We start from the raw sequence: 12,120 nt of genomic DNA on the forward strand, positions 1-12,120 counted from the left end.
GGGCGGGGGATCGGGGCGGCGATCGCCGTCGAACTCGCTCGCCGCGGGTATCACGTGGTCGTGAACTATCGGCGCGATGCCGACGCGGCGAAGGCTGTGGTCGCGGGAATCCGCCGGTCGGGAGGCAGCGCGGTCCCGCTGGCGAGTGATGTCACCGATCCGGACGACGTGGCGTCGATGGTCGCGACCGTGCTCGCCGACCGGGGACGGATCGACGCGCTGGTGGTCAACGCGAACACCGCCGCCCCGCCCTTCGCGTCGCTGAGCGAACTCACCTGGGCGCAGTTCGCCGCGAAGATGACCGGGGAACTCGCCGGGGCCTTCCACATCACCCAGCAGGTGGTGGCGGTCATGCGGGCGCAGGGCGACGGGCGGCTGGTCTATCTCGGCAGCACCGCCGCTGACTACGTGGGCTCGGGCCGGCTCGCCCACGGGACCGCGAAGGCGGCGCTGACCACCTTCGCCCGCCACGTCGCCGCGGAGACGGCCCGCGACGGGATCAGCGTCCTGACCGTCGCACCCGGCGCCGTGCGTACCGAGGCAACCGCCGCGGTCCTCGATGCGGAGCGCGAGAGGGTACTCGCGGACAACTCCGTGCTGCACCGCGTCCTGGAACCGGCGGACATCGCCGCCGCCGTCGGGTTGGCGCTCGACCCCGCCCTGCGCCCGGCGACCGGGACGGTGCTGCGCGTCGACGCCGGCTGGTCCGTACTCGCCGGCGGCCCCACCGCCTGAGCCCGGCCGGCCCCACCACCTGAGCCCGGCCCCACCACCTGAGGCCGGCGGTGCCGGTGCGGGCGCGGGCGCGCGATCAGCGGCTGCGTCACGGTTCGCCCAAACATCCTCGGACAATAAATTCTCGCGGCCGTTGTCAACAGCGCACCGTATGCCGATCGAGCTAACGGTTCGAGGCTACGGTGTAGCCTGCCGTCCAGCGGACCCGAAGTCGCTGTGACCCCGCCCAAAATTGCCGGAAATCCGCTCGAGAAGGCTTCTGGTCCGGTATGTCCGCCGGCGAAGGTGACACGATCTATGCTGGATATCCGACCGATGCTGACCGCGGCGGCCGGCGTCCTGACAAGTCCGCTGGCGCCGGATGATTTCCGGGCCATGGTGAATCCGCTGTGGTCGCGGCAGCGATTGTCCGGTCGGGTCGAGGCCGTCGTACCGGAGACTTCCGACGCCTCGACCGTTGTCATCCGTCCCGGTCACGGCTGGCGAGAACATCTCGCGGGTCAACACGTCGGCATCGGCGTGGACATTGCGGGCGTGTGGCACTGGCGGACATTCTCGCTGTCGTCCCCGCCCGGCCGCCCGGACGGTCTCGTCACCATCACGGTGAAGGCGGGACCCGGCGGGTTTGTGTCGCGACATGTCGTGCGCCGGCTGCGTCCCGGTGGGGTTGTCCGGCTCAGCCAGCCGAGCGGCCGGTTCGTGCTACCGGAGATCCTGCCGGCCCGGTTGCTTTTCGTGACCGCCGGCAGCGGCGTCACCCCGGTGATGTCGATGCTGCGCGGCTTCGCCCTGGCCGGGGACATGCCGGACGTGTTCCACGCGCACGTCGCGCCGACCGGTCCGGAGGTCATCTTCGGCGACGAGCTGCGCCGGCTGGCGGCCCGGTTCCCCAGCCTGCGCCTGCACGAGCACCACACCCGTCCCGGGCCCGGCCGGCGGGCGAGGCGGCCGACGATGGCGGACCTGTCCGCCGCCTGCGCCGATGTGGCGGACCGGATGGCGTGGGTCTGCGGACCGCGGGGACTGCTCGACGGCGCCGAGGCGTACTGGCGGGCGGCCGGCCTCGCCGACCGGCTGCGGACGGAACGGTTCCAGCCGGTGCGGCGCCCGTCCGCAGCGCCCGGCGGGCGGGTGCGCTTCGTCAGAAGCGATCGGGAGGTGGTCGCCGACGGGGGCACCTCCCTGCTGGCGGTGGGCGAGGAGGCGGACGTCGTCATGCCGAGCGGCTGCCGCATGGGGGTCTGCCGCACCTGCCTGGCCCGTCTCGCCGACGGCCGGGTCCGGGACCTGCGCACCGGCGAGGAGCACGGCGACCCCGGCGACCTCATCCAGACCTGTGTGTCCACCGCCGTCGGCGACGTCGACCTCGACCTGTGACCCGGACCTCGACCTGTGACCTGGAGGAGAACGCGGATGTCAGGATCGACGCACCTCAGCGCCCGTGACATCGAGGAGTTCGGTCGGGAACTCGACCGGCTGCGGGCGGAGGTCATCGCGAGCCGCGGCGAGGACGACGCCCGGTACATCCGACGGGTGATCGCCGTCCAGCGCGGACTCGAGGCCGGCGGCCGGGCGGTCATGTTCGCGTCCGTCGTGCCGCCGGCGTGGCTCGCCGGCACGGCGATGCTCAGCGTCGCCAAGATTCTCGAGAACATGGAGATCGGGCACAACGTCCTGCACGGCCAGTGGGACTGGATGCGTGACCCGGACATTCATTCCACCACCTGGGAATGGGATTTCGCGTCCCCTGCCGACCAGTGGAAGCACTCCCACAACTATGCCCATCACACCTACACGAACGTGCTCGGTAAGGATCGGGACCTCGGGTACGGAATGCTGCGGGTCTCGCCCGAGCAGCCCTGGCATCCCATCTACCTCGCTCAGCCCCTTTACAACCTGGGTCTCGCCGCGGTGTTCGAATGGGGAATCGCAATCTACGACGCCGAGATCGACAAGGCATGGCAGGGCGAGAAGAGCTGGGGCGAGACCGCGGGCCAGCTCGGGCGGGCGCTGCGCAAGGCCGCCCGCCAGGGGCTCAAGGACTATGTGGCGTTTCCCCTGCTCGGCGGCCCGGCGTTCCTCCCCGTCCTGCTGGGCAACCTCACCGCAAACGTCACCCGCAACGTCTGGGCGCACACGATCATCACCTGCGGCCACTTCCCGGAGGGCACCCGCACCTTCACCGAGGAGGAGATGGCCGAGGAGAGCCGCGGCGATTGGTACCTGCGCCAGCTCCTCGGCTCCGCCAACATCAGCGGCCCGGCGATCCTCCACCTCCTCAGCGGCAACCTGAGCCATCAGATCGAGCACCATCTCTTCCCCGACCTGCCCAGCAACCGCTACGCGCAGATCGCGCCGCGGGTCCGCGACCTGTGCGAGCGCTTCGGCCTGCCCTACACCACCGGGTCACTGCCCCGGCAGACCGCGAGCGTCTGGCGACGAATCACCCGCCTGGCGCTGCCCACCGTGAGCGCCGCCCGGGTGTGAGGCTGGCCCGGATACGGGTGAGGAGTTCCTCGATGTCCACCGGCTTGGTGACGTAGTCGGTGGCCCCGGCGTCGAGGCACTTCTGCCGGTCGTCCGGCATCGCCTTGGCGGTGACGGCGATGATGGGCAGGTCGGCGAACTGGGGCATGGTCCGGATGGCGGCGGTGGTGGCGTAACCGTCCATCTCGGGCATCATCACGTCCATCAGTACGAGGTCGATGCCCGGGTTGGACACGAGCGCGTCGATGCCCATCCGCCCGTCACCGGCGTGGATCACTCTCAGCCCGTGCAGGTCGAGGATGCTCGTGATGGCGAAGACGTTGCGCACGTCATCGTCGACGACGAGCACGGTGCGGCCGGCGAGCCCGGGAGTCGTCCTCGACGCGTGGGACGGTTCGGCGGGCTCCGCCGCCGGCCTCGCGGGCGCGGTCGCGTCCACCGGCGGGGCGAGTGCGGCGAGGGCCGGCGGGAGAAGGTCCAGGGTGACGGTCGTCGCGGCGGGGAACGCAGCCCGCTGGGCGGGGGCAACGGCGTTCGATGGCGGCCGCCCGGCGGAAAGCTGGGGGTAGGCGTCAGGCGGCGTCGTGGCCGGCGGGACCATGGGCAGCCGCAGCGTGAAGGTGCTGCCCCGCCCGAACTCGCTGCGGGCCTGAATCTCGCCGCCCAGCAGCGTCGCCACCTCGCGACAGATCGACAGCCCGAGACCGGTGCCGCCGTAGCGGCGGCTGGTGGTGCCGTCGCCCTGCTGGAACGCCCCGAAGATGCGTTCGAGGTTCTCCGCCGCGATCCCGATTCCGGTGTCGGACACCGAGAGCAGGACGGCCTGCCCCGGTCCCTGCCCGCCGGCGCCGGCGCCGGACGACGTGATGGCGAGGTCGACGCTGCCCTGCTCGGTGAACTTCACCGCGTTGGACAACAGGTTGCGCAGCACCTGCGCGACCAGGTGACGATCGGTGCGCAGCCGCGGGGGCAGATCGGGCGCCGTCGCAACGGTGAACCGCAGGCCCTTCTCCGCGATGATCGGCGAGAAGGTGGCCTGGACATCGTCGACGATGTCGCCCAGGGCGACCTCCTCCAGATGGATGTCCATCTTTCCGGCCTCGACCTTGGACAGGTCGAGGATGTCGTTGATGAGCTGCAGGAGATCCGAACCCGCGGAGTGGATGACGTGGGCGTACTCGACCTGCTTCGGTGACAGGTTACGAGTGGGGTTCTGCGCGAGCAGGCGGGCGAGGATCAGCAGGCTGTTCAGGGGTGTGCGCAGCTCGTGGGACATGTTCGCCAGGAACTCGGACTTGTACTTCGAGGCGAGGGCGAGCTGGCGGGCCCGCTCCTCCAGTTCCTGGCGGGCCTGCTCGATCTCGAAGTTCTTGACCTCGATGTCGTGGTTCTGCCGGGCCAGCAGGGTGGCCTTCTCCTCCAGCTCGGCGTTGGAGAGCTGGAGGTCCTCCTGACGGGACTGCAGTTCCTCGGACCGCGCCTGCAGCTCGGACGCGAGCCGCTGGGACTCCTCCAGCAGGGCGTCGGTGCGGGCGTTGGCGATGATCGTGTTGACGTTGACGCCGATGGTCTCCGTCAGCAGGTTCAGGAAGTCGTGGTGGGCCTGCGCGAAGGGGTTGAAGGAGGCGAGCTCGATGACGCCGAGCACCTGGTCCTCGAACAGGATGGGGAGCACGATCAGCGCGACCGGAGCCGACTGCCCGAGGCTGGAGGCGATCGTCAGATAGCCGGCCGGGGTGTGCGCGACGGTGATCGGCCGCTTCGTCCGCGCGGCCTGCCCGACCAGGGACTGGCCGAAGTCGAACCGGCGCGCACCCGGCGGGGCCTGGTATCCGTAGCTGGCGATCAGGTTGAGCGCGGGCCGCGCGGCCCCGGACTCGGCGAGCAGGAAGGTGCCGTACTGCGCGTCGACCATCGGCGTCAGCTCGTCGATGACCAGCTGGGCGACGGTTTCCAGATCACGGTGCCCCTGCATCAGCCCGGCGATGTGGGCGAGGCTGGTCTTGAGCCAGTCCTGTTCCTGGTTCGCGCGGGTCGTCTCGCGCAGCGACCGCACCATCGCGTTGATGTTGTCCTTGAGCTCGGCGACCTCGCCCTGCGCGTCGACGTCGATCGACCTGGTCAGATCGCCGGTGGCGACGGCGCTGGTGACGGCGGCGATGGCCCGGACCTGCCGGGTGAGGTTCCCCGCCAGCTCGTTGACGTTCTCGGTGAGGCGTTTCCAGGTGCCCGCGAGGCCCTCCACCTCGGCCTGGCCGCCGAGGATGCCGTCCGTGCCCACCTCGCGGGCCACCCGCGTCACCTCGGCCGCGAACGAGGACAGCTGATCGACCATCGTGTTGATGGTCGTCTTCAGCTCGAGGATCTCCCCGCGGGCGTCGACATCGATCTTGCGGGTCAGGTCACCCTGGGCGACCGCCGTCGTGACCTGGGCGATGTTGCGGACCTGGCTGGTCAGGTTGTTCGCCATGAAGTTGACGTTGTCGGTGAGGTCCTTCCAGGTGCCGGACACCCCCTTCACGCTCGCCTGGCCGCCCAGGCGGCCGTCGGTGCCGACCTCGCGGGCGACCCGCGTCACCTCGTCCGCGAAGGCGCCGAGGGTGTCCACCATGGTGTTGATCGTGGCGGCGAGCACGGCGACCTCGCCCTTCGCCTCCACCGTGATCTTCTGGGACAGGTCGCCACGGGCGACCCCCGTGGCGACCTGCGCGATGGAACGGACCTGCGCCGTCAGGTTCGACGCCATCACGTTCACGTTGTCGGTGAGGTCCTTCCAGGTTCCCGACACACCGCGGACGTCCGCCTGCCCGCCGAGGCGCCCGTCGGTGCCGACCTCCCGGGCCACCCGCGTGACCTCGTCGGCGAACCCCGAGAGCTGATCAACCATCGTGTTGATCGTGCTCTTGAGCTCCAGGATCTCCCCGCGGGCATCAACGGTGATCTTCTGCGACAGGTCACCCTTCGCCACCGCCGTCGCGACCTGCGCGATCGACCGGACCTGGCTGGTCAGGTTGCCGGCCATGACGTTCACCGACTCGGTGAGGTCACGCCAGGTACCCGAGACGCCCTTGACGTCCGCCTGCCCGCCGAGGCGCCCGTCGGTGCCGACCTCCCGGGCCACCCGCGTGACCTCGTCGGCGAACCCCGAGAGCTGATCAACCATCGTGTTGATCGTGCTCTTGAGCTCCAGGATCTCCCCGCGGGCATCAACGGTGATCTTCTGCGACAGGTCACCCTTCGCCACCGCCGTCGCGACCTGCGCGATGTCGCGGACCTGGCCGGTCAGATTGCCGGCCATGGCGTTGACGTTGTCCGTCAGGTCCTTCCACGAGCCCGAGACCCCTGGGACCTCGGCCTGGCCGCCGAGCTTGCCCTCGGTGCCCACCTCGCGTGCCACCCGTGTCACCTCGGAGGTGAACAGGGCGAGCTGATCGATCATCCCGTTGAAGACGGTGGCGATCTCGTCCAGCAGATCGTCACCGATCGGGGGCAGGCGGGTGCCGAAGTCGCCGCCCCGCACGGCGGTGAGCCCGGCGAGCAGCTGTCGCAGGGCCGGATCATCCAGCCGGGCGCGCGCCGCACCACGATCCGTGATCTCGGTCACCGTTATCCTCCAGCCTGTCACCCACAGTGCCCGTTCCTCCGGGGAGCCGTCGCAGTCGACACCCGGATCCTTGCGGGGCCTCTGCAGTAGGGTAAAGGGACAAGACCGGCGTCTTGGCCACATGCCCTTGTCCTGGCGGGCGACCAGCGCCTGGGGTGGACAAGGAGACACGTTCGTGGGCTCCGCGGACGGCAGCGCCGGCCGGCCTGGCCATATGGCGGGGCTACTGGGCGTGATTGCACGTCAACAACGGCAACTCGCGGAGTCCCAGTCACGCACCGCCTCCGACGCGCTGATCGACGTCGCGACCGGGGTGCTGGTCGAGCGGCTGCGGTGTTCGGTGGCCGAGGCCGGCGAACAGCTCCGCAGCCTCGCATCCACTGCCGGCATCGCCCCGGCCGACTTCGCGGCCGAGGTACTCGGCCAGGCTCCGGGTGCCTCCTCGCAGCTCCCGCTGGACGACGCCGCCCGCCGTCGCACCTGGCTGGCGCACATCGCCGTCGGCCACGCAGCCATCGGCCACGGCACCGTCGGCCACGGCACCGACGGATGGGACACCGACGGATGCGCGGTCGCACAGGCCGTCCTCAACGAGGCCCTGGCCCCGCTGGGAGTAGTGGCCGTGGCCTGCTGGATGCTGGAACCGGACGGCGCGCTCGCCCTGGTCGGGCAGGCCGGTCTGGACCTGCTCGACACGAGCCGCTGGCAGCGGATCCCGCCACAGCTGGACTGCGCCGCCCTGCGCGCCGCGCGCCTCGGCGCCCCCCAGTGGTGGCCGGCCGGATCCCCGCCAGGGCCGGCGGGGGCCGCGGGGCACACCGACGGGCTAGCCCGGCTCGGTCCCTGGCGAGGGGCGCGCGCGGCCCTGCCGTTCCTGCACGCCGGCGCCGTCGTCGGCGCCATGGAGATTTGCTGGCCGGCCCCCCAGGCCCAGTTCAGTGAGGGGATACGGCGCGAGCTCACCGCCCTCGCCGACCTCTGCCTGCGCAGCCTGCGGCCGCCGGGCGGACCCGGCGTGACCGGCGGCGTGGCGACGCAGACTCCTGACGGTGCCGGGACGCTGCCGGCCAGGGTCGCCTGGCTGCCGGCATTCCTCGACGCCATGGGCGGGTCGGTGCTGCTGGCGCACGCCGTGCGGGCCGGTGACGGGGAGGTGCTCGACTTCCGCATCGACCACGTCGGCGAGGGCTTCGTGGATCCGGGCGGGCGGCCGCCCGCCGCGCTGCTGGGACGTGGCCTGCTGGAGCTCTACCCCCTGCTCGGCGCCGACGCGGGTCTGTTCGAGCGAGCGGTCGAGGTGCTGCGCACCGGCGAACCGTTCCGCGCCGACGGTACGGTCCTGCTCACCCTGGTCGACGACGTGGTCGTCACCTGGGAGGCGGATGTGCGCATCGCCCGCCTCTTCGACGGCGTCGCCCTCGGCTGGCCCCGCGACGAGGGCGGCGAGAGCGGGGATTCGCTGCTGCGCGCCGTGCAGCGCCTCGGCCGGTTCGGCGCCTGGCAGGAGGAGATCCGCACCGGCGGGGTGCGATGGACCCGGCACACCTACGAGCTGTTCGGTCGCCCCCGCCACGACCCGCCGATCACCCTCGACAACCTCGACGACCACGTCCATCCCCAGGACCGAGCGGCCGTCGACCAGCTACGCGACGCGCTGCTGCGGCTGAGGCGTTCGGTCACGGTCTCCTTCCGGGTCCTGCTCCCCGACGGGACGATGCGCCAGCTCCGCGCGATCGCCGAACCCGTGACCGACACCGCCGGAACACTGATCGCAGTCCGCGGTGTCTACCAGGACCTGACGAGCCACTACCGCACCCAGGTCGTCCTCGACGCCACCCGACACCAGCTCGCCGACTCCGAGGCACGGGCCGCCGGCCAGCACCGCCTCGCGCTGACCCTGCAGCGGGCGCTCCTGCCCGGCTCGGACGAGGCCGTCGAAGCCAGCGGACTCGCGGTCGCGGTCCGCTACCGTCCGGCTGAGCAGAAACACCTCGTCGGGGGCGACTGGTACGACGCCGTCACCCTCCCCAGCGGCGACGTCCTGCTGGCCGTGGGCGATGTCGCGGGCCACAGCATCCGAACCGTGGCCGGCATGGTTACCCTGCGCAACAGCCTTCGTGGTCTCGCCGTCACCGGCGCGGGGCCCGCGCAACTGCTGCACTGGCTGAACCGGGTCACCTATCACCTGACCGACGACATCACCGCGACCGTGATCTGCGGCTTGTACCGCCCGTCGGACCACACCCTGCGGTGGGCCCATGCGGGGCACCTGCCCCCGGTCCTCGTCCGCGGCGGCACCGCCAGCATGCTGGCGCAACCGGAGGGGCTGCTGCTCGGCGTCGAGCCCGACGCGACCTACGAGGAGACCGTCCACCACCTGGCCAGCGAGGACATCCTCCTGCTGTTCACCGACGGCCTCATCGAACGCCGTGGCACCGGGCTGGACACCTCGCTCGCCGCCCTCCTGCGCATCGCCGCGCAACGCCAACCCGACGTTGCCCGGCAGGCCGACCACGTCCTCGCGCACACCACCCCCGACACCGACGACGACACCTGCCTGATCGTCATCCAGCGGCGCCCTTGGCCAGCCGTCGCCGCCCCCAGGGGCTCCAAACCGCCCGGCCAGACGATGCGGTCGAACCGCTAGACGAGCAGGTCCGACGTTCGGCCAGGACAGCTCGCACCAGGCTCCCGTGATTTCCCACCCTGTGCGGTGCACGACCCGTGCCGCACCCAGCCGCCACGACTTCGCAGTTGTGAGGCCCTGCCCGGTCCGGCTCACGACGGCGGCCGGGCGGCGATGCGGGCGGATGGGAGGAGGCGGTTCGCCGCGGACCGCGCCGAGGTCGACGGCTGGGCCGTGCATCCCGACGGGGCGCGCATCATCGACGTCGTCGAGGAACGCCTCGGCCTCGATCCGGCGCAGACCGCGGCGACCCGCGGCGTCCTCGCGTCGCGGGGGAACTGCTTCGTCGGGCACCGTCCTGTTCGTCCTCGACCAGCTCCGCGGGGGTCTCCCGGCCGGCGCGACCGTGGTCGCGATGGCGTTCGGCCCCGGCCTGACCCTCTGCCTGCCCCTCTGCCTGGCCCTGCTGCGCCACCGTTGACGGTGGTGGCCGCGCGGCGTCTGGTGACGGCAGCGCGGCAGCGCAAGGGCAGGCTGCGGCGACGCTCCGGACTGAGCCGGGTCGGCCTGACGGCACTCATCCGCGTACGAAGTTCGCGAAGAACTCCGTGTATGCGGACTTTCTTCCTGCTAATGTCCGTATCCGCGTAGTTCTGCCGGGTATCACCCGGCTCCCGGCGTCGACATACGGCCGCGGGTGCGAGCGCGCGGGGATCTCGCCCGCTGCCGACCACCCTGTGCGGACGCGGGCGAGGTCCGGACCATCCCGCAGCAAAGGGAGAACAAATGGCAAAAGTGACCCTCCGTCGTCGCGCGGTGGGACCTGTCGCAGTGCTGGGTCTGAGTGCTCTGCTGGCCGTCGCGGTTCCAGGCACCGCCCGCGCCAACACCGTCGGTGTCACGGTGAAGACCCCCGGCGCCACCAGCGGGCCCGCAGCGGCCTTCGCCGAGATCTCGACCCACGCCGACTGCGCCACCGGTCTCGTGGCGGGTGGCGGGGTCAACCAGGCCATCGGCACCGGTTCGGCGTCGAACGGCAACCATGTGATGGGCAGCGAGCCCAGTTCCAACGGCAGCAGCGAGTACACCGGCACCGCCGGCGTCGTCGGCACCGACGTGACGCACTGGCTCGGCATCGGCGGCACCGGGGGGGCCACCGACGCCGCCTTCTCCACCACCCCGTACGCGACCTGCCTGACCAGCAACCTGGTCAACCACACCCAGGTGGTGATGAACAAGGCCAGCGGGCCCTCGGCGGCGTCCACGGTCAACCTGGTGGTGGCGACCTGCCCGGCGAACACGATCCTGCTCGGCGGCGGGGCGCGCACCACCCCGGCGAGCGTCGGCAGCCTCAAGCCGATCGCCAGCTTCCCCACCTTCAACGACGCCGCCCACGACTACGGTCAGAAGGCGGCGGCCGACGGTGCGACCAACCCGAACTCCTGGGCGTCCGTCGGGTGGAACGGCGGCGGGGGCGGCGGCAGCAACGTGACCTACGCCTACGCGATCTGCAGCGGCAGCGGCATCAACGTCAGCGGGGCCACCGTGAAGGTCCGCTACAGCGAGGTGAGCGGGCCGACCTCGGCGACCACCGGCCAGACGGCCACGGTCGGCTGCGGCGGCGGGGACGGGAAGCTGATCAGCGGCGGTGCCGCCGTGAGCGGCGGCAGCGTGACGACCACCGACTTCACCGGCCCGGGTTCGGGCGGCGATCACCTCAACGGCAGTTTCCCCAGCGGCTCCACCGGCAGCCCCGTCAGTGACGGGACCACCACCGCCGCGTACTGGACGGCCTTCAGCCACACCGGCGGCGCGAGCTCGCCGAGCACCTACACCGACGTCTGGGCGCTGTGCGCCGACGACGGCGTCTGACCACAAAGGCGATGTCGATTCCCATGAACCGTCGTATCACCATGCCCCGGGGCAGGCTGGCGGCGATCGCCGGCGCGGCCGGCGTGCTGGCTGTCGCCGTCGCGATGCCGCTTCCCGCCATCGCGGACACCGCGGACGGGACGGCCATCTGCGGCGCGACCGGCGTCCTCACCAACTCTCCACCCACCTGCGCCTACACCACGGCGGGCACGGGCACCTTCACCGTGCCCGCTGGCGTGACCAGCGTGCGCATCGACCTGTTCGGCGGCGAGGGCGGCAGCGCGGCCGGGTTCGTGACCCCCAACCCGCCGAACACCGGCGCCCCCGGCGGTCTCGGCGGCGAGACCAGCGGCACCCTGGCCGTCAGCCCGGGGCAGGTCCTCCAGCTCACCGTCGGCGCCGCCGGCGTTCCCGGGACGTCCCGGCACGGCGAGTTCGCCCGGCGCGGCGGTGTCGGCCACGGGGCCGGCGGCGGCGGGGCACATGGCGGCGGCGGAGCCGGCGGCGGCGGGTCGGACGTGCGGGTCGGCGCCTTCGGCGCGGCCGACCGGGTCCTGGTAGCCGGCGCCGGCGGCGGCGCCGGCAACGGCGGGCCGCTGCTGCACGGCGGCGACGGCGGCGGGCTCGCCGGGGCGGCCGGCGGCCAGGGCGGCGGCCCGGAGGGTTCCGGGGTCGCCGGCGGCGGCGCGACGCAGACCACGCACGGCACGGGCAGCCCGAACTCGGCCAGGGGCGGTCCGGGGATCCCGGGCGGCGACATCGATCCCTGGACCGGCGAGCCCAATCCGGGCAGCGG

The 12,120-nt window shown here is 71.8% G+C and carries 7 protein-coding genes; 6 read left to right on the top strand and 1 reads right to left on the bottom strand.

Going from position 1 to position 12,120, the window contains the following annotated elements:
• The 3 genes from NBZ83_RS23745 to NBZ83_RS23755 form a co-directional block, all read left to right on the top strand.
• Positions 1 to 735 (top strand): SDR family oxidoreductase (locus NBZ83_RS23745; RefSeq protein ID WP_261575826.1); only part of this gene is annotated, 735 nt, incomplete at its 5' end.
• Between the two features lie 297 nt (positions 736 to 1,032).
• Entirely contained in the window at positions 1,033 to 2,112 is a 1,080-nt protein-coding gene (locus NBZ83_RS23750; RefSeq protein WP_261575827.1) for a ferredoxin reductase, read from the top strand.
• Positions 2,113 to 2,148: 36 nt separating this feature from the next.
• On the top strand, positions 2,149 to 3,222 hold the full coding sequence (locus tag NBZ83_RS23755; protein WP_261569575.1) for a fatty acid desaturase family protein: 1,074 nt from the start codon (positions 2,149 to 2,151) through the stop codon (positions 3,220 to 3,222).
• Here the strand turns inward: NBZ83_RS23755 and NBZ83_RS23760 are convergent.
• Positions 3,179 to 6,826, bottom strand: a complete 3,648-nt coding sequence (locus NBZ83_RS23760; RefSeq protein ID WP_261569574.1) for a HAMP domain-containing protein — start codon at positions 6,824 to 6,826, stop codon at positions 3,179 to 3,181. The genes NBZ83_RS23755 and NBZ83_RS23760 overlap by 44 nt on opposite strands.
• Before the next feature lie 175 nt (positions 6,827 to 7,001).
• Here NBZ83_RS23760 and NBZ83_RS23765 point away from each other — a divergent pair, with 175 nt between their 5' ends.
• The 3 genes from NBZ83_RS23765 to NBZ83_RS23780 form a co-directional block, all read left to right on the top strand.
• On the top strand, positions 7,002 to 9,473 hold the full coding sequence (locus tag NBZ83_RS23765) for a SpoIIE family protein phosphatase (RefSeq protein ID WP_261575828.1): 2,472 nt from the start codon (positions 7,002 to 7,004) through the stop codon (positions 9,471 to 9,473).
• A gap of 810 nt (positions 9,474 to 10,283) precedes the next feature.
• Entirely contained in the window at positions 10,284 to 11,324 is a 1,041-nt protein-coding gene (locus tag NBZ83_RS23775) for a hypothetical protein (RefSeq protein ID WP_261569571.1), read from the top strand.
• Positions 11,325 to 11,347: 23 nt separating this feature from the next.
• Positions 11,348 to 12,120 (top strand): glycine-rich protein (locus NBZ83_RS23780; RefSeq protein ID WP_261575829.1); only part of this gene is annotated, 773 nt, incomplete at its 3' end.

The sequence above is a fragment of the Frankia gtarii genome (assembly GCF_025403375.1).
GTDB lineage: Bacteria > Actinomycetota > Actinomycetes > Frankiales > Frankiaceae > Frankia > Frankia gtarii.

What these genes read in the sequence shown, in the direction of transcription:
- NBZ83_RS23755 (WP_261569575.1), top strand. Translation starts at nt 2,149, where the DNA reads ATGTCAGGATCGACGCACCTCAGCGCCCGTGACATCGAGGAGTTCGGT.
- NBZ83_RS23750 (WP_261575827.1), top strand. Translation starts at nt 1,033, where the DNA reads ATGCTGGATATCCGACCGATGCTGACCGCGGCGGCCGGCGTCCTGACA.